30 protein-coding genes are annotated in these 24090 nt (G+C 70.6%); 22 read left to right on the top strand and 8 right to left on the bottom strand.

The window, feature by feature from the left end:
* Positions 1-20 precede the first annotated feature (20 nt).
* The 5 genes from EDF64_RS18285 to EDF64_RS14120 all read left to right on the top strand — a co-directional run bounded on the left by EDF64_RS18285 (position 21) and on the right by EDF64_RS14120 (position 2444).
* Positions 21-212 carry a hypothetical protein gene (locus EDF64_RS18285; protein ID WP_166645746.1) on the top strand — a complete coding sequence of 64 codons (192 nt, stop codon included), beginning with the start codon at positions 21-23 and terminating at the stop codon, positions 210-212.
* A gap of 200 nt (positions 213-412) precedes the next feature.
* Positions 413-922 (top strand): hypothetical protein, encoded by a 510-nt coding sequence (locus EDF64_RS14135; protein WP_133520613.1) that lies wholly within the window; start codon positions 413-415, stop codon positions 920-922.
* A gap of 13 nt (positions 923-935) precedes the next feature.
* Complete coding sequence (locus EDF64_RS14130) at positions 936-1769, top strand: hypothetical protein (protein WP_133520612.1); 834 nt, start codon at positions 936-938, stop codon at positions 1767-1769.
* An 80-nt stretch (positions 1770-1849) separates the two neighbouring features.
* Complete coding sequence (locus EDF64_RS14125; RefSeq protein WP_133520611.1) at positions 1850-2095, top strand: hypothetical protein; 246 nt, start codon at positions 1850-1852, stop codon at positions 2093-2095.
* Between the two features lies 1 nt (position 2096).
* Entirely contained in the window at positions 2097-2444 is a 348-nt protein-coding gene (locus tag EDF64_RS14120) for a hypothetical protein (RefSeq protein WP_133520610.1), read from the top strand.
* Between the two features lie 183 nt (positions 2445-2627).
* On the opposite strand, the gene EDF64_RS14115 is transcribed toward EDF64_RS14120, so the two are convergent.
* On the bottom strand, positions 2628-3155 hold the full coding sequence (locus tag EDF64_RS14115) for a hypothetical protein (RefSeq protein WP_133520609.1): 528 nt from the start codon (positions 3153-3155) through the stop codon (positions 2628-2630).
* A 43-nt stretch (positions 3156-3198) separates the two neighbouring features.
* Here EDF64_RS14115 and EDF64_RS14110 point away from each other — a divergent pair, with 43 nt between their 5' ends.
* Positions 3199-3855: a tyrosine-protein phosphatase gene (locus EDF64_RS14110; protein ID WP_133520608.1), complete on the top strand. Its 657-nt coding sequence runs from the start codon at positions 3199-3201 to the stop codon at positions 3853-3855.
* 119 nt (positions 3856-3974) lie between these two features.
* Here EDF64_RS14110 and EDF64_RS14105 read toward each other — a convergent pair whose 3' ends face one another.
* Entirely contained in the window at positions 3975-4946 is a 972-nt protein-coding gene (locus tag EDF64_RS14105) for an aldo/keto reductase (protein ID WP_133520607.1), read from the bottom strand.
* 100 nt (positions 4947-5046) lie between these two features.
* Between EDF64_RS14105 and EDF64_RS14100 the strand changes: the two genes are divergently transcribed.
* Both EDF64_RS14100 and EDF64_RS14095 read left to right on the top strand, forming a co-directional pair.
* On the top strand, positions 5047-5490 hold the full coding sequence (locus tag EDF64_RS14100) for a ChaB family protein (RefSeq protein ID WP_133520606.1): 444 nt from the start codon (positions 5047-5049) through the stop codon (positions 5488-5490).
* Between the two features lie 52 nt (positions 5491-5542).
* Positions 5543-6508 (top strand): beta-ketoacyl-ACP synthase 3, encoded by a 966-nt coding sequence (locus EDF64_RS14095; protein WP_133520605.1) that lies wholly within the window; start codon positions 5543-5545, stop codon positions 6506-6508.
* Positions 6509-6628: 120 nt separating this feature from the next.
* Here the strand turns inward: EDF64_RS14095 and EDF64_RS14090 are convergent, their stop codons facing one another.
* From EDF64_RS14090 to EDF64_RS14065, 6 genes are all read right to left on the bottom strand, one after another.
* Positions 6629-7546, bottom strand: a complete 918-nt coding sequence (locus tag EDF64_RS14090; protein WP_208108914.1) for a hypothetical protein — start codon at positions 7544-7546, stop codon at positions 6629-6631.
* 72 nt (positions 7547-7618) lie between these two features.
* Entirely contained in the window at positions 7619-8569 is a 951-nt protein-coding gene (locus EDF64_RS14085; RefSeq protein ID WP_133520604.1) for a hypothetical protein, read from the bottom strand.
* 400 nt (positions 8570-8969) lie between these two features.
* Complete coding sequence (locus tag EDF64_RS14080) at positions 8970-9338, bottom strand: flagellar assembly protein FliW (RefSeq protein WP_133520603.1); 369 nt, start codon at positions 9336-9338, stop codon at positions 8970-8972.
* Positions 9335-10216 (bottom strand): flagellar hook-associated protein FlgL, encoded by an 882-nt coding sequence (gene flgL / locus EDF64_RS14075; RefSeq protein WP_133520602.1) that lies wholly within the window; start codon positions 10214-10216, stop codon positions 9335-9337. Before flgL ends, EDF64_RS14080 begins: the two co-directional genes overlap by 4 nt.
* Before the next feature lie 2 nt (positions 10217-10218).
* Positions 10219-11640, bottom strand: coding sequence for a flagellar hook-associated protein FlgK (gene flgK, locus EDF64_RS14070; protein WP_133520601.1), 1422 nt, complete (start codon positions 11638-11640; stop codon positions 10219-10221).
* Between the two features lie 2 nt (positions 11641-11642).
* The gene (locus EDF64_RS14065) at positions 11643-12128 is read right to left on the bottom strand and encodes a flagellar protein FlgN (protein WP_133520600.1); all 486 of its coding nucleotides are present in this window, start codon (positions 12126-12128) and stop codon (positions 11643-11645) included.
* Between the two features lie 424 nt (positions 12129-12552).
* On the opposite strand from EDF64_RS14065, the gene EDF64_RS14060 reads away from it, so the two are divergent.
* The 14 genes from EDF64_RS14060 (at position 12553) to EDF64_RS13995 (ending at position 24071) form a co-directional block, all read left to right on the top strand.
* A complete protein-coding gene (locus EDF64_RS14060; protein ID WP_133520599.1) occupies positions 12553-13368 on the top strand; it encodes a sigma-70 family RNA polymerase sigma factor in 816 nt (271 codons plus the stop codon).
* 143 nt (positions 13369-13511) lie between these two features.
* Positions 13512-14351, top strand: coding sequence for a flagellin (locus EDF64_RS14055; protein WP_070418828.1), 840 nt, complete (start codon positions 13512-13514; stop codon positions 14349-14351).
* A gap of 93 nt (positions 14352-14444) precedes the next feature.
* Positions 14445-15842 carry a flagellar filament capping protein FliD gene (gene fliD / locus EDF64_RS14050; RefSeq protein WP_133520598.1) on the top strand — a complete coding sequence of 466 codons (1398 nt, stop codon included), beginning with the start codon at positions 14445-14447 and terminating at the stop codon, positions 15840-15842.
* 11 nt (positions 15843-15853) lie between these two features.
* A complete protein-coding gene (fliS, locus tag EDF64_RS14045; RefSeq protein WP_133520597.1) occupies positions 15854-16330 on the top strand; it encodes a flagellar export chaperone FliS in 477 nt (158 codons plus the stop codon).
* On the top strand, positions 16320-16631 hold the full coding sequence (locus EDF64_RS14040; protein WP_133520596.1) for a hypothetical protein: 312 nt from the start codon (positions 16320-16322) through the stop codon (positions 16629-16631). Before fliS ends, EDF64_RS14040 begins: the two co-directional genes overlap by 11 nt.
* Positions 16632-17102: 471 nt before the next feature.
* Positions 17103-17447, top strand: a complete 345-nt coding sequence (locus tag EDF64_RS14035) for a flagellar basal body rod protein FlgB (RefSeq protein ID WP_133520595.1) — start codon at positions 17103-17105, stop codon at positions 17445-17447.
* Positions 17444-17839, top strand: coding sequence for a flagellar basal body rod protein FlgC (locus EDF64_RS14030; protein ID WP_070418832.1), 396 nt, complete (start codon positions 17444-17446; stop codon positions 17837-17839). The genes EDF64_RS14035 and EDF64_RS14030 overlap by 4 nt, the downstream gene beginning before the upstream one ends.
* Positions 17839-18195: a flagellar hook-basal body complex protein FliE gene (gene fliE / locus EDF64_RS14025; RefSeq protein WP_133520594.1), complete on the top strand. Its 357-nt coding sequence runs from the start codon at positions 17839-17841 to the stop codon at positions 18193-18195. Before EDF64_RS14030 ends, fliE begins: the two co-directional genes overlap by 1 nt.
* Complete coding sequence (fliF, locus tag EDF64_RS14020) at positions 18195-19880, top strand: flagellar basal-body MS-ring/collar protein FliF (protein ID WP_133520593.1); 1686 nt, start codon at positions 18195-18197, stop codon at positions 19878-19880. The genes fliE and fliF overlap by 1 nt, the downstream gene beginning before the upstream one ends.
* Complete coding sequence (fliG, locus tag EDF64_RS14015) at positions 19877-20923, top strand: flagellar motor switch protein FliG (protein WP_133520592.1); 1047 nt, start codon at positions 19877-19879, stop codon at positions 20921-20923. Before fliF ends, fliG begins: the two co-directional genes overlap by 4 nt.
* Positions 20916-21587, top strand: a complete 672-nt coding sequence (locus EDF64_RS14010) for a hypothetical protein (protein WP_133520591.1) — start codon at positions 20916-20918, stop codon at positions 21585-21587. The genes fliG and EDF64_RS14010 overlap by 8 nt, the downstream gene beginning before the upstream one ends.
* Positions 21584-22936, top strand: a complete 1353-nt coding sequence (locus tag EDF64_RS14005; protein ID WP_133520590.1) for a FliI/YscN family ATPase — start codon at positions 21584-21586, stop codon at positions 22934-22936. Before EDF64_RS14010 ends, EDF64_RS14005 begins: the two co-directional genes overlap by 4 nt.
* On the top strand, positions 22936-23367 hold the full coding sequence (locus EDF64_RS14000; RefSeq protein WP_133520589.1) for a flagellar export protein FliJ: 432 nt from the start codon (positions 22936-22938) through the stop codon (positions 23365-23367). The genes EDF64_RS14005 and EDF64_RS14000 overlap by 1 nt, the downstream gene beginning before the upstream one ends.
* Positions 23364-24071: a C40 family peptidase gene (locus EDF64_RS13995; RefSeq protein WP_133520588.1), complete on the top strand. Its 708-nt coding sequence runs from the start codon at positions 23364-23366 to the stop codon at positions 24069-24071. The genes EDF64_RS14000 and EDF64_RS13995 overlap by 4 nt, the downstream gene beginning before the upstream one ends.
* Positions 24072-24090: the final 19 nt, after the last annotated feature.

The following is a 24090-nucleotide window of genomic DNA, read 5'->3' as shown; positions in this document are numbered from 1 at the left end:
GCCGCGGTAACAACAACTGCTTGCGTTCGCTCCCGGGGGACCAGCCGGTCACCGGACACGGCGAACTGCAGTCTGACCACGCCACCGCGACGTGGGAACTGGTGAAGCGCAACAATGCCGGGAAGGCCGAGCAGCAGTACTTTACGGGTATCCAACAAGCTGGTGACGGCATGGTCCCCGAGCTGGTCATCCGCACCGAACACGGCCGATAGACCGCGCTCGACGGCTTCCGCGTCGAGGCCGGTCAACGAGTCTTCATGGACACGACGGGCGACTACCCGATTTCATGAAGGAAGATCAATGACTGATTCAGTTCCGTTCGGTGGTGAGCAGCACAGTTCGCTCGACTCGCCGCCGACTACGATGTACTGGTCGTGGAATGCCGGCCTCTACCGGATGGGTTTGCAGGATGGTGAGCAGCGTCATCGACGTTTCGGGTTGGCAGATGAAAGTGCAGTGGGCGGCGCGGCAGCAGTCCGCTGACGAGATCGCGGATCTCGCATCGCAGAGTCGCGATCGGTTCGTCCGAGCGTTCCCGGAGTTCGAGGGAGCTTGGAAGGTGAGCAGCGAGGTCGGCTCGGTCGACTACAGGGACAGCGGAGCGCCCGAACTCGTGCGATCGAGCGTGCTGCGTGTCGACGGTGAGCCGGATCCGGCTCGGGGGGTCAGCTTCTTGTTGCTCTCGCCAGTGGTTGACGGCACCTATGCGGCCATCCGCGTGCGTGCCGGTGCCACACATCAAACGCGACGGGTGGCACCGAACTCGGTCTCAGTGGACTTTTCTTCCGAGGAATTCGGCGAGCCGGTGACCCAGAGCACGTCGGATCCGAGTTTCGAAGCATTCGTTGACCTCGCAAAGTCCCTCCAGGTGCTCTGGGAGGCAGAGGGCATCAAGGTTGCCGACCGTGCGCCTGAGGACTGAAAGGTCGAACTCAGTGGAAGATCTGCACGGCTTGCAGAATCGCCTTGCGATCTTGACCTTCGACCGCATGCCGAGAGGGTGGTCGCGCGCGACTTCAGTCTTTGTGAACCTTGGTGTCTCGTCGCGACTGCAGCGCGCGGTGCTCACCACGAGCGGGATGACTTTCGGCCCTCCCGCCGACCTGGCGGAGTGGCAAGCCTGGAACGATCTTCGAGCCTTCATGTCTGAAGCGGACCACGGCGCTTGGTTCACGGGGCGACTCCAGGTCGAGAGCTCCGGAGCCTATCGGTTCGATTTCGACTGGGAAACTGAGCCGCAGTGGCCGGTCCAGGTCGACCTCGATGGCAGCATCCTGCAATCTGAGCGCGTCGAGACCACGCAGCTTCGCGAAGATCTCAAGCAGTACCCGCGGGATGCCACGACCACGCCGGAGTGGCTCGTCCAGCGCCTCGCAGCCAATCCGCTTTGTTTCGTGGATGCTTGGCAGCCAGTGCTCGCGCCGCTCGCGAGCAGCGAGAACTGGATGATCGTTCGAGACATGATCCGCGACGCCATCCAGGCTGGTAGCGATGACGACGGTGTTGCAGTGGAAGCAGATCAAGTTGCTGAGGTCGTCTCCAGCGAACTCGTCGGCTCGACGTATGTCGGGCAGGTCTCGCGCCTCTGTCGTGAGGCGTCCGAGGGCGGACTGATCGAGTTCCGACCGGGGTCGACTGCGGATGCAGCGGAGCCAACGAGCGCGGCGCTCGACGATGACGAGGTCGTCCGGGTCAATGTCGAGGCCCTGATGCGTCCGCTCGTAGCTCTTGCCAGGCAAGAACTCCTCAACGCGCAGTCGGCATCCTGATCAGCGGACGGCTGAGCTTCGGGTGTGAACGCCGAGCCCGACGGGACGGATTCCGTCTCCCTGGGGACGATCTCAACCGATTGATCGGCCGCACCCTGGAGAGCCGAGCCGACGAGATCTCGAACTGGTTGAACATGGAGCCCAAGCCCAAGCCCAAGCCCAAGATCGTCACCATCAACGGGACGTTCGATCAGGTGATCGGACGGCGGTTCAGGGATTGGGTCTTCACAGACGAGGAGCAGATGTGGATGCAGTTGTTGTGGGACAAGAACAGTCCAGGCGGTTTTGTGGTCCGGACCGCGTACCCGACACGTCTCGGAGGGTGACATGACTGGATTGACCGAGATCGGGTACGAAAACTACTCCGAGGCTATTCCTCTCCTCGGGGGCTTCCTGGAGAACCTCTACCAATACTGGTGGGATGACTACTCGTCCGTTGCCGACTACGTCGACTTCTACATCGACGGGTTCAGCCGCGAAGAGCTTGCTGGCATGTCGAAGGAGTTCGTTTCGCTGGAGGCTGACGGCGCCGGGGACCGGGAGGTAGACGCATTTCTTCGTCGGATGAACGCGAACTACCGCCTTGGTTCTGGGTCAGGTCGGGCGTTGTTGCGCGAAGTCGGCAAGCGAGTAGAGGAGCTCGCCGACGGCGCGGTTCCAAAGGTCTTCGACTGAATGGTGAGCACTCGGACTCGACCGAGTTCCGAACACGACCTCCCCTTCGTACTCGCGACGTTCTCAGGCATTGAGCTGAACGTTGCCATCACGGCGCTCGGACGGTCACGGGGGCGGCGAGGAGCGCTACCGCCCTCCGCGTGAGCGCCGGGACGACAGGGCCACGCCAGTTCCGAGATGAGGTCACCGTTGGCGGTGCACGTAAGCCCATCGGTTCGCGAATGATCCACGGACCTCGGTCAGCAGCCGCCGCGCGAGGGCAATGCCGTCGTACCCGAAACACTGGATCGTGATTCCTGGGTTCCCGAACACGACACTGCTCGCCACGTTCATGTCGCCGGCGAGGGCAACTGCTCCACACTGGCCGCACGTGAACACCGGTTCTGGGCCGGACATCCAGTCGCCGAGGTGCGAGATGTCCTCGTCGGCGATTTCGCTGTCGCACTGCCAGCAGCGCGGACCTTCCATGTCGCTGACCGCGTCCCACATCGAGTCCTCGACGGAGCAGAGGATCGCGCCTGACGGTGCGCTGCTCCACGTCGACTCACGGAACGAGTCCGCGTGCGCACCGAGGGTATCCGGCCCGTTTGCGGACGCCGATCGGACGCTCCAGCCGGACGCGCGGAGCCAATCGTTCACGTCGGCGGCCATTCGTCGCTGATCACGCTCGGCGATGTCGAGGGCGACGATGAGTTCGGTGTGTTCACTCATGGTTCGATCCTCGCAGACGGCTCGTTCCCGGCAGAGTGGAAGCATGACCTCGACGACGAGCATCCTCACCAACCTCCGCCCCGTCGGCGGTACCGCCCTCCAGGCCGACCACCCCCGCACCGTGTACCGGGCGAACACCGAACCGGTGGGGCCGGACGCCTACCCGCCCGGTCTCGCCGCGGTGATCGACCTCCGCCGGGTCGACGAGACCGCCGCCGTGCCGCATCCGCTCGCGGCATCGCCTGGCTACCGAGGTGTCCCGATGTTCGATCCGTCGTCGGGGCTCGAGTCGGCCGCCGAGGCGATCACCCTCGAGGACCAGTACATCGACTGGCTCGACCGGCACCGCACCGGGATCGCCGAAGCACTCCGCGCCGTCGCTGCCACCGACGGTGACGTGCTGGTCTGCTGCTCGGCCGGGAAGGACCGCACCGGGATCGTCAGCGCGCTGCTCGCACGGCACTGGGCAGCCGACATCGACGCGATCGGCGAGGACTACGCCATGAGCGCCGAGCGGCTCGTCGACCGCTTCGCACGGGAACGCGCGGCGAGCGCCGACCCCGAGGCCACCGCGATCGCGCAACGGTGCGTTCCGGAGATCATGACCACGGTCATCGACCACGTCGAGCGTCGCTGGGGTTCGGTCGACGCCTACCTGCGGGCGATCGGCCTGCAGGACGACGAGATCGCGCGCCTCTGATCGCGACGTTGGTCGCGTTCTGGACGTGACCACGCACTGGAGGCGCGGTGCGGGTCCGACCCGCACCGCGCCTCCAGGCAGATGGTCGCGTCAGCGACCCGTTGGTTCCGTCGGCGACGTCACCAGGCGTAGTCCTCCGGCGAGGTCTTGTGCCCCGGGAAGATCTCGTCGAGCCGGTCCAGCGCACGCTGGTCGAGGCGGATGTCGACGGCGCGGACCGCGGACTCCCACTGCTCCATCGTGCGCGGGCCGGTGATCGGCGCGGTGACGCCGGGCTGGTGCAGCAGCCACGCGAGGGCGAGCTCGCCGGGAGTGGGGCCGAGCTCCTTCGCGAAGGACTCGTACGCGGTGAGCTGGTCACGGTGCGAGTCGACGTACTCGGCGCTGCGGCCCGAGAGGCGACGCGAGCCGTTCTCGGTCTTCTCGATCACGCCACCGAGGAGCCCACCCTGCAGGGGGGACCACGGGATCACGCCGAGTCCGTACTCGCGGGCGGCGGGCAAGACCTCGCGCTCGATGTCGCGGACGACGAGGTTGTAGATCGACTGCTCACTGACGAGGCCGAGCGTGTGGCGGCGCTTCGCGGCCTCCTGCGCCTGGGCGATGTGCCAGCCGGCGAAGTTCGACGAACCGACGTAGAGCACCTTGCCCTGCTGCACGGCGACGTCGATGGCCTGCCAGATCTCGTCCCACGGGGTCGCACGGTCGACGTGGTGGAACTGGTACAGGTCGATGTGGTCCGTCTGCAGGCGCTGCAGGCTGGCGTCGAGGGCCTGGCGGATGTTGAACGCGCTGAGTTTGCCGCCGTTCGGCCAGTCGATCATGTCGCCGTAGACCTTCGTCGCGAGGACCGTCTTCTCGCGACGGCCGCCGCCCTTGGCGAACCAGCGGCCGATGATCTCCTCGGTGGCACCCTTGCCCACCGAGCCGCCGTAGCCGTTGGCGGTGTCGAAGAAGTTCACGCCGAGCTCGTGCGCCCGGTCCATGATCGCGTGCGAGTCGTCCTCGCTGGTCTCCGGTCCGAAGTTCATCGTGCCGAGCACTGCGCGAGAGACCGACAGCCCTGTCCGTCCGAGGTGTGTGTAGTCCATGGCTTCGGTCTACTCGTGACGCGCTGGGGGAACCAGGCCCTGTGAGTACCGGTCGGGGCGGGGGGAGTAGTCAGGATGCGTCACTCGAGAGGAGCCAGCCATGCCAGCGAAGGACGAGATCCCGAGCACCCTGCAGCGGTCGCCGGAGCACGCGCAGGAGATCTTCGAGAAGGCGCTCGACTCGGCGAACGAGTCGTACGGGCCGGGCGAGCGGGCGCACCGGACTGCGTTCGCCGCTGTGAAGCACGAGTACGAGAAGGTCGGTGACCACTGGGAGGAGAAGGAGTCCTCCCGGCCGTCCGACGCCGGGGCTGCGGGGTCGGGTTCGCGGTCGTCGGGTTCGGGTTCGTCGGGGTCGGGTTCGTCGGGTTCGCGTTCTTCGGGGAAGACCGCGGGCGGCGTCGACGCGAACGCCTCGAAGGCGCACCTGATGGAGATCGCGAAGCGCCTCGACGTCAGCGGCCGGTCGAGGATGAACAAGGGCGAACTGGTCGAGGCGATCGGGAAGGCGAACGACCGGGCCACGGCTGCCGCTCGGAAGTGACGTATGCCGCGCCGCGCATGACCGCGTCGCGAGGCGGAGTAGCGTGCGGAGGATGAACACCCCAGCACTCCGTGGCAGCCGGATCCTCGGGTTCGGCCACCACCAACCCGCCAAGGTCCTCACCAACGACGAGCTGTCGACGATGGTCGACACGAACGACGAGTGGATCCGCACCCGCACCGGCATCGAGACCCGGCACATCGCCGGACCGGACGACACCGTCACGTCGATGGCGATCGAGGCCGGCCGCAACGCCCTGGCCGACGCCGGTGTCGACCCGTCTGAGGTCGGTCTCGTCATCGTCGCTTCCACCACCCACCAGGACCGCGCCCCGTACACGGCCGGTCGGGTCGCCGCGGCGCTCGGGCTCTCCGCTCGCACGGCGCCGATCGACATCAACACCGCGTGCTCCGGTTTCGAGTACGCCCTGGGGCTCGCGGACCAGTCCGTCCGGATGGGGTCTGCCGACGTCGCGCTCGTGATCGGGTCGGAGGTCCTGTCGAGCATCGCCGACTGGACCGACCGCTCGACCTGCGTCCTGGTCGGGGACGGTGCGGGCGCGGCCGTGGTCGGGGTCTCCGAGACGCCGGAGATCGGGCCGATCTCGTGGGGGAGCGTGCCGCACCTGCTCGACGCCGTACGGGTCGAGGGTGATCCGGGCCACTTCAACCAGGAGGGTCGCTCGATCTACCGCTGGGCCATCACCGAGGCGGAGGGGCACGCCCGTGCCGTCGTGGAGGCCGCGGGGCTCACGCTCGACGACATCGAGGTGTTCGCGTTCCACCAGGCGAACCTGCGGATCATCGAGCCGCTCGTCACGGCCCTCGGAGGCGAGTCGAAGTTCGTCGTGCGGGACGTGGTCGAGTCCGGCAACACCTCGGCTGCGAGCGTCCCCCTGGGGTTGTCGAAGGCGTGGGCACGGGGCGATCTGCCCGAGGGTGTGCCGGCGCTGCTGTTCGGGTTCGGTGGGGGCTTCGCCCATGCCGGGCAGGTGGTGACGACGCCGGTGCGTCGCTGACGCGTTGGTCGCGAGTGGCCGTCGGACTGGAGGCGCGGTGCCAGCTGGCCCCCCGCCTCCAGTCCGTCACGGTGGCGGTCCGCAGGCTCGCTCGCGGTCCGTCTGGTCGCTGGCGGGCCGTCAGCTGCTCTCGCCGGAGCGGTCCGGGGTGTCGGCCCAGAGGTCCTCGCGACCCTTGCGACGGGTGAGCGCACGGCGCTCCTTCGGGGCCTTCGCCGACTTGACGGCCTTCGGCTGCTTCGGCTGCTTCGGGTCCTTGGCGTCCTTGGGCTCGAGCACGATCGGGAACTGCGCCGGCGGCATCCCGAAGCCCGTGCGGGACGCCTGGATCACCTTGCGGCCGAGCGCGTGGTTGCCGAGACCGCCCACGGCGGCACCGATGCCGAACGGGAGGGCCCGACCGACGATCGTCGTGCCCTGACGAGCGGCGAAGCGCTTGATGAACTGGTCGCGGACCTGGCCGCCGATGCCCGTCACCACCTGCTTCGGCAACGACGAGGTCACCATCTCGCCCCAGAAGGCCGTGCGCACCTGACCGCCCGCGATCTGGCCGGCGAGCTGGTTGATGAGCTGCGTGCCCGGGGTACCGAGGATCATCGCCATCACGAGCATGCGGGCGCGCTCCGGGTCCTCGAGCGCGATGCCGTGCACCTCGGTGACGGACTGTGCGAAGAGCGCCGTCGTCTCGAGGAAGCCGAGAGTCTCCACGCCGCTCAGCCCCAGCGCCGCGGCCATGCCGACGCCCGGGATCACGGCGCTGGCGCCGACTGCGGCTCCGCCGCCGGTCACCGCCGTCAGGTACTGGCGTTCGAGGATCTGGATGATCTCCACGGGAGTGGAGTCGGGGTGCCGTCGACGGAGGCTCCGGACGTGCGCGACCACGACCGGGCGCTGGACGCTGAGCACGCGGTCGAGCATCTTCACCCACCCAGCGGGCTGCTCCGACACGGGCACCCGTGCGCTGGGATCGTCGGATCGGGACGTGACGTCGGAGACCGGCAAGGGCACGATCGCCTGGTCCTTCTGCTGTCGGGCCATGAGGACGACGGTACGCCGCGCGGATGGGAGCGGCGTCGGATCGCGTCCCCCGGCTGCCGCGGCCGATGCGGCTCATCGGCACGGCACACCCGCGCGCACGAGTACCGTCCGGACGCGTTCGGGGTCCATCAGGTCCGACCAGCTGAGGCGGACGACGAAGCGGACCTCGGGGAAGGAGCGGATGTAGTCCTCGCGCCGTTTTTCCTGCCAGTGGGCCTCGGCGGTCGATCGGTCGGGGTCGTCCGAGTACTTCGATCTGCCGTCGACCTCGACCACGACACCCTGCGCGGGGAACCAGAAGTCGACGATCGCGGTCCGCTCGCCGTGCCGGGCGAACACGTGCTGCTGCTCGGGCTCGGGAGCGCCGACCTGCCGGAAGCGGACGCGGCACACCGACTCCGCCGGTGACTCCGACAGCGCCGACCCCATCCCGATCGCCAGCGCCGCCTTCGCGTGCCCCTTCCGCCACCGGGTTTCGAGCTCGGTCGCGAGCATGTCCGGGAGCAGACGGCGGTGGTGCAGCGCTGCGTCGATCATCGGCACGACGTCGAGGAGGGGCGCGGCGGCCGCGACGTCGACGAGGGTCTGCACGAGTGATGTGGTCGTCGCCCCACACAGGTCGATCGTCCTCGTCGGCGGGAGTCCGGACCAGCGGTCGCCGATCTCGTCCGGGAGCCCGCTCGCGTGGACGTGGAGGAAGGCGGACGTCCCCGTCCGATCGCGACGCGGATCACTGACCTCGACTTTCGCAGGCGGTGTCCCGACGAACGGGAGTCCGTGGACGGCGGCGGCTGATCGATGTGAGATCACGATCGGCGGTCGGATCGAGGGGGCGGTCGCACGGACGAGCAGGAGGTGGCGGTGTTCGGGGTGCAACCCCTCGAGGTGCGCCGGCTCGACCAGGACCCCCGGGCGGATCGCTGCGAGGTCGCCGCGGCGCACGCGGCGTTGCAAGGAGCGGCGTTCGGCGCTCGGGTAGTCGCCCGTGCGGATCAGCGGGATGGTGAGGACGCGTTCGTGCATGCAGCAACGATGGATCGCCGGGCGCTGGTGCCGAGCGGACGGAGGCCGATCTGTGGAGAACGAGCCGCGCCTCCAGGCTGTGGAGGGGTGAGTGCGTGCGCAAGGTGCGACGGCGTTGGTGTCGTACGACATCGACTGTGTCGTTCGGCGTCGGCGTCGGCGTCAGCGGTGCGGGGAGCGGGCGAGCCGGGCGTGGCGACGCCCGCGCTTCGTGCGCGCGTGCAACCTGCGACAACGGTGACGTCGTACGACTGCGGGTCTGTCGGTGGTGCGCGTGTGCAACTGTTGCGGACGCGGGACTGCGACATGAGTGATGTCGTACGACGTCGAGCGTGTCGTTCCGCGTCAACCTTTGGGGCCGGCGTGGCGGCCGGCGGGCGGGGCAGCGCGCGCGCGGCGCTCAGCGCCGGGCGAGCTCCGCGCGCAGGGGGAGGTCCTGGTCCTCCAGGATGAGCTGGGCACCGGCGGCGGTGCGGGCGTTGACGACGATCGGCGCGAGCAGGTTCACCGTCGTGCCGGACGCACCGGGGTTGGCGACGACGAGGAGCATCGCGTCCGCGGGGTCCGTCAGCGCGAGGCCGGCGGCCTGCTCGTCGGTGAGCTCCGGCGCGTACGACGGGAGGTGCACCGCGGCGTCGAGCACGAACAAGCGCGAGGAACCCCCGACGAGGGTGAACAGGCCCTCGGCGCCGTCCACCGGGGTCAGCGTGAAGACCGGTGCGGGGGAGAGGCCGAACGGGGGGACGGCGAAGGTCAGGTCGATGCTCATCGGAGGTAGTCCATCAGGGTCGGCTGCAGGACCTTCGCGGTGACGGCGAGGGCTGCCTGGTAGTTGGTCTGCTGCACCTGCAGGTCGAGGACGGCCTTGGCGAGGTCCTTGTCCTCGATGCCGGCGCGTCGGTTCTCCAGCGAGACGGTCGCGGTCTTCAGCGAGTCCTGGGCGGCGAGGGCGGCGGCGTGCCGCACACCGACGTCGGCCTGGGCGCCGCGCACGGTGGTGATCGCCGCGTCGACGTCGGTGATCTTGGCGTTCACGTTCACACCGCTCTGCAGGTCGCTGACGATGGAGTCGATCATCCCGAAGACCGAGCCGGCGCCGGAGCCGAAGACGTCGGCCCCGGAGGTGTCGACGCGCACGGTGGTGCCGTCGCCGATGCGCCGGGTGACGTCGGTGCCCGAGGGCGCCCAGCCGGTCGCGGGGTCGTACGGGGTGCCCGAGGTGGAGGACCCGGCGAAGACCGAGCGGGTGCCGTAGGTGGTGTTCGCGCGGGACTCGAGGTCGGTCTTCAGCGACTGGAACTGCGTGATGAATGCGTCGCGGTCGGTGTCGCTCATGGTGCCGCTGTTCGCCGCCCGCACGGTGAGGTCCCGCACGCTGTTGAGCACCGAGTACACGCTCGACAGGGTGCTGTCGGTCGTGGCGAGCCAGCCGACGGCGTCGTTCGCGTTGCGCGTGTACTGCGCGGCGGCGGCCTGCTCCTTGCGGACCTGCATCGACGACACGGTCCCGACCGGGTCGTCCGAGGGGCGCTGGATGTTCTTCAGGGTGGTGGCCTGCTCGGTGAGCTGGGCGACCTTCGCGGCCCCGGCCTGCAGCCGCGCCGACGCGGCCGCCATCGACATCTGGGTGGTCACACGGGTGATCACGGTCAGCCCCTCCCGACGAGTCCGACGCGGTTGATGATGGTGTCGAGCATCTCGTCGACGGCGGTCAGGACGCGCGCCGCGCCCTGGTACGCGTGCTGGTAGCTCAGCAGGTTGACGTTCTCCTCGTCGAGGTCGACGCCGGCGCCGGACTGCTGCTGGGACCGCGCGTTGGTCAGCGCCAGTCCGGTGAGTGTCGATTCCGACGCGGCCGACCGGGAGGCAGTGCCCACCCCCGCCACGAACGTCGCCCAGGCGCGGTCTGCGCCGTCGGACGCCGTGCCGAGTCGCGAGAGTGCGTCACTGAACGAGTCGTCCAGCTGGCCCGCCGCGTTCCGCGTCGCCAGGCCGCTGCCGTCCGTCGGGACGACCGTCAGGCCCTGCGCCGCGGGGACGCCGGCGGTGAGGGCGAAGAAGGCGTTCCCGGTGGTGCCGGCGGGCGTCGTGCCGGTCGCGTGCACGGCGTTGACCGCGGTCGCGAGCTTCGTCGTCACCTGGTCGTACGAGACCGAGGCCTCGGCGAGGGCACCGCCGGTGCCGTTCGCGGTCGCCGGTGCGAGGAGCGAGAGGTTGCCGCCGATCGTGCCGCCGGACATCGACACCGCACCGGCGGTGCCCGAGGTCCACGTCAGCGTGACGGGAGCGCCGTCGGCCAGCCGTGCGCCGCCGCCGAGCACGACGGAGCGCGCGTCGGAGCCCTGCACGATGGCGTTGCCGCCGATGAGGACGTCGACGGTGCCGTCGCTGTTCGCGCGGACCGTGCCGCCGGCGAGGGTCGCGATCTGCTCGGTGAGCTGGTCGCGCTGGTCGAGGAGCTCGTTCGCGTTGCCGCCCGAGGCGAGCGTCGTCCGGATCCGGCCGTTGAGGTCGGCGACCTGGGTGGCGGCGGCGTTGAGCTGCTGCACCTGACCCTGCACGGTGCTGTGCACGGAGGACCACTGGGCGTCGACGGCCTTCGAGCCGGTCGCGAGCGCGCTGGCGACCGTCTTCGCGGCGCCGATCACCGCGCTGGCGGCTCCGGGGTCGTCGGGGTGGGTCGAGAGTTCGCTCCACGACGACCAGAACGCGTCGAGCTTCGCCGAGAGGCCGTCGTCACCCGGTTCGTTCAGGCCGTTCTCGAGTGCCGACAGGGCGGTCGCGCGGGCATCGGCGTAGGCCGAGGACCCGGCGGCGACGCGCACGCCGGCGTCGAGGGTGAGGGACGCCAGACGGGCGATGCCGTCGACCGAGACGCCCTGGCCGGCGAGGGCTGCGGTGCCGCGCATGAAGCCGGTCTGCGCGGCCGGGATCGAGGACTGCGTGACGCGCTGCCGCGTGTACCCGGCGGTGCCGGCGTTCGCGATGTTCTGCCCCGTGACGTCGATGCCGGCGCGGGCTGCGGCGAGCCCGGAGTACGCGGTGGCGAGGGAGCCGAAGGTGCTGACCACGGTTACAGCGTCCCCTCGAAGAGCCGCGCGCCGTCCGAGCCGGAGCCCGAGGTGCCGGTGGCGTCGTACGTCGCGGCGCCGGTGACCGAGCCGGCGAGGGTCTCCTCGGTCGCCTGCGCGGCAGTGCGGAGGAAGCGGTCGTTCTCGTCGCGGAGGGCACCGATCTGCGTGGTCAGCTCGATCATCGCGGTGAGGTGCGCCGCGAGGATCTCGCCCCAGGGGCCGTTCGGCGCGGCGGCGACGACGTCACGCAGGGGAGCGTCGGCGGGGACGCCCCACTCCTCGGCGACCTCGGCGCTCGACGCGGCACGTTCGAGACCGGCGCTGCGGAGACGCTCGAGGACCTGCTCGACCTCGCGGCTGGCGTGGGACACCCAGCGGGAGCGCCCGGCGGCGAGCAGCAGCTGCTCCTCCTCGAGCTTGAAGGTGAGCAGCTCGAGCAGTTCGCGTTCGCGCCAGAGCACGGCGGACAGTTGGTTCACGCTCATCAGCTCCTCCCGTGGGGGTGTGTGTCGGTCATCCTGCGGACACCGGGACCTATCGGCGCGGGTCTGCCGGGCGTAAGTGCGGGATCCCGCAAGCCGGCCGACGGAAACGAGCCGCGCCTCCCGGCAATGACCCAAGACGGGGGACAAGAACGACCGTTCCCGACCCGGGGTCCCCCAAAATGACGACCGCGAAACGGACCGCACACCCCCGCACTGGGGACGGATGTGCACGCGTACAGGGCTTTGCCAGCCGATACATTCGAACCGCACCCCGGGGGACACCCCGAGGCCGCGTCTCAGGGGCGCGGAGCGCACCACCCGGAGGGACCCGGGTGGTTCTTCGGCGTACACACCGGCCAACCGAGGCCGGCGTCAGCCGTGCCCACGGACGGGGCAGTCATGCCGGGATGACCAGGGGAACAACATGGACCGCACCGAACGCAACGCGATGATCGTGGAGCACCTGCCGCTCGTCGGCTACATCGTCGCCGACGTCCGCGCACGTGCCACGCACCTCGACCGTGACGACCTCGCGGCCGTCGGGTCGCTCGCCCTCGTGGCGGCGGCCGAGGCCTTCGACCCCGACCTCGGAGTCCCGTTCGGCGCCTACGCCCGCACCCGCATCACCGGCGCCATCGCCGACGACATGCGCTCCGCCGACTGGGCCTCCCGCGGCACCCGGAAGCGGATCCGCGAGACCCTCGCCACGCAGGAGGCACTGTCGGCCCGGCTCGGCCGCAGCGTCCGCGTCGAGGAGATCGCCGACGCGATGGGGGTCGACCGCCAGACCGCCGCCGACGCGATGACCGACGCGGCGCGCACCGTCAGCCCCCTCGACGAGACCGTGCACGACACGCTCGCCGCCGAACTCCCGCTCCCCGGCGAGGACCTGCTCGAGGCCGAGAAGCGTCGCTACCTGCGTGCCGCCGTGCACGCGCTCCCCGAGCGGATGCGCTTCATCGTCGAGAACGTGTACTTCGGCGACCGGTCCGTGACCGAGGTGGCGGCCGAGCTCGGCATCACCCACTCGGCCGTCTCGCAGCAGCGGTCCGAGGCGATGCGCCTGCTCCGCGACGGCCTCGCGGCGCACTACGGCGACGAGGGCGCGGCCGTCGAGCCCGCCTCGCGCACCACCGCCGCACGCCGGAGCGCGTACCTGGCGCGGGTCGCCGCGAACGCCACCGCGGGCGTCGCACGGGCCGTGCACGACGTCGCCGCCCCCGTGGTCGCGGCGAGCTGAGACCTCGACGGGGCCGCTCGCGCTCGTCGCGTCCGGAAAAACCTCGTCGAACCCCTAACGGCTCCGGCCAACCGGTCGAGAGTCACCCATGTCAGCCCACGGACGGGCCGACGCAAGACCCAGATTTCACGGAGGAAACCACCATGGGTATGTCCATCAACACCAACCTCTCGGCACTCAACACGTACCGGAACCTCAACTCGACGCAGAACGACCTGTCGAAGTCCCTCGAGAAGCTCTCGTCGGGTCTCCGCATCAACCGTGCTGCCGACGACGCGGCCGGTCTGTCGATCTCCGAGGGGCTGAAGTCCCAGGTCGGTGGCCTCACGGTCGCCGCCCGCAACGCGCAGGACGGCATCTCCGTCGTGCAGACCGCTGAAGGTGGCCTCACCGAGACCCACTCGATCCTCCAGCGCATGCGCGACCTGGCCGTCCAGGCCGGTAACGACTCGAACAACGCGGATTCCCGCACGGCGATCTCCACCGAGGTCACCGAGCTGTCCAAGGAGCTCACCCGCATCTCGCAGTCGACCAACTTCAACGGCATCAACCTGCTCGACGGCTCCGCCGGCACCGCAGGCGTCCTGAAGTTCCAGGTCGGCGCCAACGGCGACGCGGCGAGCCAGATCGACGTCGACCTGTCGGGTGCGAACGTCAGCACGGTGGCGACCGCCGTCACCGGGCTCGACTTCACCACCGCCACCGGCGCGCAGACCGCGATCACGACGATCGACGCGCAGATCAAGAGCGTCTCGACCGCCCGTTCCAACATCGGTGCCATCCAGAACCGCTTCGACCACGCCATCAACGTGACGAACGTGGCCAAGGAGAACCTCACCGCTGCCGGTTCGCGCATCACCGACGTCGACATGGCGGAGGAGATGGTCAAGTACACGCGCGACAACATCCTCAGCCAGGCCGGCACGTCGATGCTCGCGCAGGCGAACCAGAGCACGCAGGGCGTGCTCTCGCTCCTGCGCTAGCACCCCTGACGCCGCCGCCCGGGACCGTTCAGGCGTCCTGGTCGGCGGCGTCACCCACACCCGACCACCACCACCGACGGCAGGGAGCCCTCGATGTCGTCCGTGTCATCGGCCAGCAGCCTCGCGATCGACGGCCTCGTCAGCGGCCTCAAGACGACCGACCTCATCAACTCGCTGATGAGCGTCGAAGGCGTCCCGCAGACGCTCCTCAAGAACAAGCTCACGAGCACCAACTCGTTCATCTCGTCACTGCAGACGATCAACGGGCTGGTGCAGGCGCTCGCCACGAAGGCGAAGGACGCCGCGAAGGCGACCTCACTCGACGTGTTCGCCGCCACGAGCTCCTCGACCGCGGTCACCGCGGTGACCGGCGCGAACGCCACAGCGGGCTCGATCACGTTCTCGGTCGGTTCGACCGCGTCGGCCCAGGTCGGCGTCACCGCCGCGATGTCCACGTGGTCCGCTGCCGCCGAGCCGCTCACCCTCGTCGGAGCCGACGGCACGAAGACCACCGTCACGCCGGCGTCCGGGTCCCTCGACGACACGGTGTCCGCGATCAACAAGTCCGGTGCGGGCGTCACGGCGACGAAGGTCGCCGCCGGGACCGACACCGACGGCACGAAGCTCTACCGCCTGCAGCTCACGTCCGCGAAGACCGGTGCGGCCGGCGCCTTCCAGGTGTACCGGGGGACCGGCGACCAGGTGACCGCCGGCACGGCCACGAACGTCCTCACCGAGGTGGGCGCGGCCGTGGTCGGGCAGGCGAAGGACGCCAGCGTCACGCTCTGGGCCGGCACCGCCGCCGAGCAGACCGTGACCAGCGCGACGAACACGTTCACCGACCTCGTCCCCGGGCTCACCGTCACGGTGACGAAGCCGACGACCGAGGCCGTCACCGTCGGCGTCGCGCAGGACACCACCAAGGCGCAGGCCGTGGCGTCCGGGCTCGTCGACGCGATGAACGCCGTCACCGCCTACTACGGGTCGAACACCGCGGTCACGAGCACCACGAGCCCGACCACCGGGACGACGAGCACCACCGCGGGTGTGCTGTCCGGCGACGGCACCACCCGCGACGTGGTCCAGCGCCTGACGAGCACGATGTCCGCCCCCGTCGGTGGGAAGTCCCCGTCGTCGATCGGCATCGCCATCACCAAGGACGGCGACTTCACCTTCGACGCCGACGTCTTCCAGAAGGCCCTCGCCACCGACCCCGAGGGCACGCAGGCGATGCTCTCCGGCGTCGCCGCGAACGTCGGTGCCGCCGCGACCGCCGCGTCGGACAAGTACGACGGCTCCATCACGACGAGCATCACCGGGCAGCAGGCCGTCGCGAAGGACCTCAACACCCAGATCGACAGCTGGACGGACCGGCTCACCGCCCGACGCGCATCGCTGCAGACGCTCTACTCGTCGCTCGAGACCAGCCTCAGCAAACTCCAGTCCCAGTCGAGCTGGCTCGCCAGCCAGCTCGCGTCGACCTCGAGCTGACGGGAACGACCGTGAACGCCTTCGACCTCCAGGCCGCCGCCTTCCGGCAGGCCGCGCAGCCGCGCACCGTCACCGACCAGCGCCGCGCCCAGTACACCAACGAGGCCGTGCTCTCCGCGACGCCCGCACAGCTCGTGACGATGCTCTACGACCGGCTGCTGCTCGACCTGCACCGCGCCGAGGCCGCGCAGACCACCGCCGACTGGGACGCCGCCCGCGAGCAGCTCCTGCACGCGCAGGCGATCGTCGGTGAGCTGTCCTCCACGCTCCGCATCGACGCGTGGGACGGCGGCGAGGGACTGCTGGCGATCTACAACTACGCCTCGACCTCGCTGATCACCGCCAACGTGCACCGTGACGTGCAGGCCACCCGCGACTGCATCCGGATCCTCGAACCGTTGCGGCAGTCGTGGCACGAGGCCGCTGCGGCACTGCCGGCGGTCACCGCCGCCGAGCGTCCGGTGGGCGGTGCGCTCGGTGTCGCCTGAGCCGTCCGGGGACCTCGTCGCGGACCGTGCGCGCTGGGAGGCCGTGCTGGACCAGCTCGAGCTCGACGCCGGGCAGACGGCCGATCCCGCGACGGCGGCGGGGTGGTCGGAGCCGAGCGGGCTGGGACCGATCCCGCGCGAGCTGGTGGGGCGTGCCTCCAGGCTGCTCGCCGCGCAGCGGGACCGCATCGCGGCGCTCGAGGCGGGACGGCGTTCGGCGGGGGAGCACCTCGGGGCGCTCCGTGCGGTGGACGCGACGCGGGAGCCGCGCGGGTCCGTGTACCTCGACGCGTCCGCCTGACGCGGGCGCGCTGCGGCGGGCCGCTGGGGCTGGGGCTGGGGCGGAGGCTGGGGCGCTCGGTGCGTGGCGGTGCGCCGCGTGTGCAGGGAGCGACTGCGTCGATGTCGTACGACGTCGGTGTTGTCGCAGGAGCGCGGCTGCAACGGTGCGCGTGAGCAAGGAGCGACTCCGTCGATGTCGTACGACGTCGGTGTTGTCGTAGGAGCGCGGCGGCAACGGTGCGCGTGTGCAAGGAGCGACTGCGTCGATGTCGTACGACGTCGACTGTGTCGTTCTCCGTCGGCGTTCCCGCTGCGGGCCGCACGCGCCCCGCGCGCACCCGCCCCCCGTTCGGGGCGACGCCTAACGCGCCCCACGGCCCGGCCGACAGCGCACCACGAGCATGGATCGCTCACCAGTTCGGCCACGGATCGGCCACCGCCATTCGGCGACATCGACAGGGGATGTCGCACACCGAGGGGACGGTCCACCGTGTTCGATTCCGTGACGTCGGCAGCGCTGCAGAGTGCGCTCGACGGGCTCTCCATGCGCCAGAGCGTGATCGCGAACAACGTCGCGAACATCAACACGCCGAACTACCACGCCGAGAAGGTCCAGTTCGAGGACGCCCTCGCGAAGTCGATCGTCGACGGCAGCGGCAGCACCACGCCGACCGTGGCGCGTAGCCTCGAGCCGACGAACACGAACGGGAACAACGTCAACCTCGACGAGGAGACGCTCTCGAACGTCGACACCGTGCTCCGCTACCAGTTCGCGTCGCAGGCGATGAACTCCGAGCTGACCAGCGTCCGCGCGGCGATGCGGACCACCTCGTGACGACCTTCGACGCGATCGGCATCGCGAGCACCGGCATGACCGTGCACCGCAAGTGGCTCGACGCGGTGTCGGACAACATCGCCAACGTCAACACGGTGAAGTCGATGGACGACAGCGCCTTCCAGGCCCGCTACGTCGAGGTGCAGGAGGGCAACGGCGTCTCCGGCGCCTACGTCAAGGGCGCCGCGTTCGGCAGCGCCGCCGGCCGTGTGACCTACGACCCGGACAACCCGCTCGCGAACGCCGAGGGCTACGTCCGCATGCCGGACATCGACCTCGGGACGCAGATGGCGGACCTCATCATGGCCCAGCGCGGCTACCAGGCGAACGCCGCCGTGGTCGACCGCGCCAAGACCGCCTACGAGGCGGCACTGCAGATCGGGAAGAACTGATGCCCATCGACGCCGTCAACGGTGTGACCACCAACGCGATGACGAACGCGCTCACCTCGGTGTCCGGCACGTCGAGCGACGTCGGCACGAGCGCGACGAGCAGCACCGGCGCGACGACCGGCACCGGCGCGACCGGTGACGGCTTCGCCGCGTCGCTCGGCAACGCCGTCGACGGCCTCCAGCAGCTGCAGAGCGACTCGAAGACGCTCGCGCTCAAGGCCGTCACCGGCAACCTCGACGACATCCACGACGCGACGATCGCCTCGACGCGTGCACAGGTCACCCTCGAGCTCGTCGCCGCCGTCCGCAACAAGGGCGTCGACGCCTTCAACGAGATCATGAGGATGCAGGCCTGATGCCCGTCGCCGTCAAGGACCTGTTCGGTCGTCTCGCCGCCTACGTCAAGGGCTTCAGCGCCGCCCAGCGCACCATCGCCATCCTCGTCATCGCCGCGCTCGTCCTCGGCGGCATCGCCCTCGCGAGCTGGCTCGGCAAGGCGTCGTACGCGCCGCTGTTCACCGGCCTCGCCGCGACCGACGCCGCGAGCGTCACCGACCAGCTGCAGACCGACGGGGTGCCGTTCCAGCTCACCGACGGCGGCGCGACGATCCTCGTGCCGCAGGGCTCCGTGTACTCGGAGCGCCTCAAGGCCGCGTCGAACGGGCTGCCGTCGTCGAACGAGGGCGGGTACTCGCTCCTCGACAAGATGGGCGTGACGAGCTCCGAGTTCCAGCAGGACGTCACGTACAAGCGCGCGATGGAGGGCGAGCTCGCCAAGACCATCGGCGCGATGGACGGCGTGCAGACCGCCACCGTGCAGCTCGCGATCCCGGAGAAGACGGTGTTCGTCTCCGAGGAGAAGGACCCGACCGCGTCGGTGTTCATCGCCACGAAGAACGGCGCGGAGCTGAGCACCGACCAGGTCCAGGCGATCGTGCACCTGACGAGCGCGGCCGTCGAGGGCATGCAGCCGACCGACGTCTCCGTCGTCGACGCGAAGGGGCAGACCCTGTCCGCCGTCGGCACCGGCGCGACGGGCAGCGGCGCCGACCAGGCGGCCGACTACGACGCGGCGACGAGCAAGAAGGTGCAGGACCTGCTCGACACCACGCTCGGCGTCGGGAACGCGAGCGTCGTGGTGTCCGCGACCATGAACCAGAACTCCGGCACCCGGACGTCCGAGTCCTACACGTCGCCGACGACCGGCCCGGTGGCGCTCAACGAGTCGTCCTCGACCGAGCAGTACGGCTCCGGCTCCGCCGCCGGCAAGGGCGCCACCGGGGTCCTCGGCCCCGACAACATCGCCGTCCCGAGCGGGACGAACGGGACGAACGGCACCGCGAGCGGCACCGGCGACGGCGGCTACACGAACGAGTCGGCGACGAAGAACAACGCCGTCGACCACACCACCGAGACCACGCAGCTGCCCGCCGGCGGGCTCGACCGGCAGACGATCTCGGTCGCGTTGAACGCGAAGGCCGACGCGGTGCAGAACGCGAACCTGCAGAGCATCAACGACCTGGTGTCCGCTGCCGCGGGCGTCGACGCCGCCCGCGGCGACCAGGTCCGCGTCGCGACGATGGACTTCGACACCAGCGCCGCCGACCGTGCGACGAAGGCGCTCGAGGAGCAGCAGAAGGCCGACCAGCAGGAGTCGCTGTGGTCGTCGATCCGCACCGCCGGCATCGTCCTCGGCGCCCTGCTCGCACTCATCGCGATCATGGTCGTCCTGGTCCGCCGCAGCCGGAAGCAGGAGCGCGAGGCCGTCGACCTCGGCGAGCTCGACGCCTTCGCCGGCGAGACCTTCCAGCTGCCCCTGGCGGTCGACGGGGCCGACGACCGTGCCACGCTCGGCGCCGGGGACGCACCGACCGTGGCGCTGCCGAGCATCCCGCACGACGACGCCCCGACCGAGGTCCTCACCACTGAGGAGATCTCGGCCGAGCGTCGCCGCCAGGACATCTCCGCCCTGGCCGAGCGGGACCCGAAGCGCACCGCCGAGCTCCTCCGCGGGCTCCTCGACGACCGGGCGAGCGTGTGAGCGCCCTGACCCCGGCGCCCGCCGCCGGCAACGCCGACCGACCGCTCAGCGGTGCCCAGAAGGTCGCGCTCATCCTCATGCAGATGGAGACCGAGCGTGCGGCCGAGGTGATGAAGCAGTTCACAGAGATCGAGGCGGAGGAGATCTCCGCCGAGATCGTCCGGATGCGTCGCGTCGAGGACACCGTCGTCGACCGCACCCTCACCGAGTTCCACCGGATGACCCTGAGCGGCCGGCTGCAGAAGCGCGGCGGCAAGGAGACCGCGCTCGGGCTCCTCGAGGCCTCCTTCGGGGCCGAGCGCGCCGCGGGCGTGATGGACCGTCTGGCCTCGAACCTGGCGGGGCAGTCGTTCGACTTCCTCGACGACGCCGAGCCCGGGCAGGTCATCACCCTGCTCGAGGGCGAGCTGCCGCAGACCATCGCCCTCGTGCTCGCCCACCTCAAGCCCGCCCAGGCCAGCGCCGTCCTCGCCGGCGTCGACGAGCGGGTGCGCACCGACGTCGCGCAGGCGTTCGCGACCATGGGCAGCGCAACCCCGGAAGCGGTCGGGATCGTCGCCGGGGTGCTCCGGCAGCGTGCCGGCGCAGTGGTGTCCCCGCGCGAGAGCGTCGAGGTCGTCGGCGGCATCGCGCCCCTGGTCGAGATCATCAACCGCTCCGACGTCGCCACCGAGAAGGCCGTGCTCGACGGCCTCGAAGCGCGCGACCCGGAGCTCGCCGAGGACATCCGCTCGCGCATGCTCACCTTCGAGGACATCGTGAAGCTCGAGTCCCGCGACATCCAGCAGGTCCTGCGCGGCATCGACTCGAAGCTCCTCGCGACCGCCATGAAGGGCGCCGCCGCTCCGGTGGTCGAGACGATCCGCGCGAACGTCTCCGAGCGCAACCGCGAACTCCTCGACGACGAGCTGCTGGCGATGGGCCCGGTCCGCGTCTCGCAGGTCGAGGAGGCGCGCGCCGAGGTCGTCCGCTCCGTCCGGGAGCTCGAGGCGCAGGGCGTCATCACGGTCCACCGCGCCGAGGAGGACGAGCTCGTTGACTGAGTCCACCAGCGCCGGCACCGCCACCGTCCAGCGCGTCGCGTTCCCCGTCATCGAGCGCACCGGTACGCAGACGCGGAGCACCAGCGCCGACGTCCGCGGACACGCCGCCGGGTACGCCGCCGGCCTCCGCGCCGCGCAGGCCGAGACGGACGCCCTGCGCGCCCGGCTCGAGGCCGAGCACGCCGCCCGCGTCGCCTCGATGCAGGCCGACACCGCGCGCCGCATCGCCGTGCTGGACGCGGCCACGAACGCGATGCTCTCCCAGGTGACGCCGGTCCTGGAAGCCGCAGAGCAGTCCGTCGCGGCCGCCGCCCTCGACCTGGCGGAAGCCGTCGTCGGGTACTCGATCCGTGCCTCCAGGCCGTCCGACGCAGCGACCGCCGGACCGGCGGACGCCCACAGCCTGGAGGCGCGGGGTGCGTCCGGCGCGGAGGCGACCGTCATGCGGGCACTCGCGTCCGTCGATCGGACGGTCGCCGTCGCGATCCGGCTGAGCGTCGGCGACGCGGCCCGCGTGGCCGCCCTGGACCTGCCCGTCCCGGTGGTCGCCGACCCGACCCTGTCGGACGGCGACGCCGTCGTGGACCTGCCGGACGGCCTGCTCGACGCCCGCATCGCCACCGCGCTCGACCGCGCCCGCACCGCCCTGGGGGTCACCTCGTGACCGCCACGCTGCTCCGGCCCCGTGGGCTCGACGACGCGCTCCGCCGTTCGGCGCCGCAGCGCGTCGGCGTCGTCACGAGCGCCGTCGGACTCGGACTCACCATCGCCGGGCTCGACGCCCGTGTCGGCGAGGTCGTGACGGTCGGCGCCGAGGACGGACCGCAGACCGCCGTCGAGGTCGTCGCGACCGACGTCACCGGCGTCCGCTGCATGCCCCTCGGTCGCCTCACCGGCGTCACCGCGGGAACGCCCGCGCGGCCGACCGGACGCCCCGTGCTCGTGCCGACCGGCTCCGGGCTGTTCGGCCGGGTGCTCGACGGACTCGGACGGCCGATCGACGACCGTGGGCCGCTCGCGGGCGCCAGCGGTGAGCCCGTCGAGTGGGTGCCGCTCGACCACGAGACGCCGAACGCCATGGCGCGGACCCGGATCGACACGCCGCTGCAGCTCGGGGTCCGGGTGCTCGACACCCTGACCACGGTCGGCCGGGGGCAGCGCATGGGCCTGTTCGCCGGCTCCGGCGTCGGCAAGTCCTCGCTGCTGTCGATGATCGCGCGGGGGAGCGATGCCGCCGTCAACGTGATCGCCCTGGTGGGGGAGCGCGGCCGCGAGGTGCGCGAGTTCCTCGAGGACGACCTCGGCGCCGAGGGACTCGCCCGCTCGATCGTCGTGGTGTCCACCTCGGACGAGCCCGCGCTGATGCGCCTGCGTGCCGCGTTCGTCGCCACCCGCATCGCGGAGTCGTTCCGCGACGCCGGCCAGGACGTCGTCCTCATTATGGACTCGCTCACCCGCGTCGCGATGGCGCAGCGGGAGATCGGGCTGTCCGTCGGCGAGCCGCCCGCCACCCGTGGGTACCCGCCGTCGACGTTCTCGGTGCTCGCCGGACTGCTCGAGCGCGCCGGGACCGACCGGGTCGGCAGCATCACCGGCCTGTACACCGTGCTCGTCGACGGTGACGACCACAACGAACCGATCGCCGACGCCGCCCGCAGCATCCTCGACGGACACGTCGTGCTCGACCGGAAGCTCGCGATCACCGGGCACTTCCCCTCGGTCGACGCGCTCGGGTCGGTGTCCCGCGTGGCCTCGAAGGTGACGACCCCAGGCCAGCGCGCTGCTGCGACGACGCTCCGGAAGGTGATGGCCGCGCGGAAGGCCGCGCAGGACCTGCTCGACGTCGGCGCGTACCAGCGCGGCACGAACCCGCTCGTCGACGCCGCCGTGGACCACCAGGACGCGATCGACGCGTTCCTCCGGCAGGGCATGGACGAGCGTGCGACGGCCCCGGCGTCGTGGCACGCCCTCGACGCGCTCGTCGGGACCCTCGGTCGCGGAGGGGTCGCCTGATGGCCCGCCGCTTCCCGCTCGCCGGGCTCCTGCGCCTGCGGCACACCGAACAGGACCGTGCCGCCGCTGCCCTCGCCACCGCGAACGAACGGGTCCGCGACGCCGCCGACGCCCGGATCGCGGCACGGCGCAGCCTCGCCGACGCCGAGGGGACGCAGCCGATCCAGGACGCCGCCACCCTCAGCGCCGTCGCCGCCGCACGTGCGGCCACCCGCGGCATGCTCGAGGAACTCGACGCCGTCGTCCGCTCCCGCCGCTCCGACGCCGACCAGGCGCAGGACGTGTACAACGGCGCCCGACGCTCGGCCCTCGGGCTCGAGAAGCTCGAGGCGCAGCACGTCGAGCAGCAGACCGCCGAGGAGCTCCGCACCGAACAGAACGCCCTCGACGAGGTCGCGGCCCGACGCCGCGCGGAAGGTGGTGCCCGATGAGCGTGGACGCCGTGCTGTCCCGGATCTCCGAGATCCGGACCCAGATCGACGCACTCCGCACCGGCACGACCGCTGCGGTGTCACAGTCCTCGACCGCGTCGTCCGGAGCCGACACCGCGACGTCGAGCGCGTTCGCGGACGCCCTCGCCACCGCGACCGGCTCGACCGCCGCGACCCCGGCGGCCTCGTCCACCCCGGCCACCTCGGTCGACGCCGGCGCCGGCACCCTCGCGACCGGGAGCGGTGCCACCGGCTCGGACGTCGTCGCGGACGCGAAGAAGTACCTCGGCGTGCCCTACGTCTTCGGTGGCACGACGACCGCCGGCATGGACTGCTCCGGCCTCGTCCAGACGGTGTTCAAGGACCTCGGGGTCACGATGCCCCGGGTGGTGCCGGACCAGGCGAAGATGGGCGTCGAGGTGGGCTCGCTCAAGGACGCGCAGCCGGGCGACCTGATCATCCCGAAGGGCGAGGGGCACGTCGTCATCTACGTCGGCGACGGCAAGGTGCTGCACGCGCCGCGACCGGGCAAGGACGTCCGGATCGTCGACAACTGGTACAAGGACTCGGACATCGCCACGATCCGGCGCATCGTCCCGGCGCAGGCAGCGCCCACCGCCGCGACGGCCGTGCGCGCCCCCGGCTCCACCGACCTGCAGACCGCGGCGCTGATGTCGCTGATGAACTCCGGGAGCGCCGCATGAGCGTGACGATCGCCACTCC

This window comes from Curtobacterium flaccumfaciens, from assembly GCF_004361695.1.
Classification (GTDB): domain Bacteria; phylum Actinomycetota; class Actinomycetes; order Actinomycetales; family Microbacteriaceae; genus Curtobacterium; species Curtobacterium flaccumfaciens_B.
This window is presented reverse-complemented; position numbering and strand designations above follow the sequence as displayed.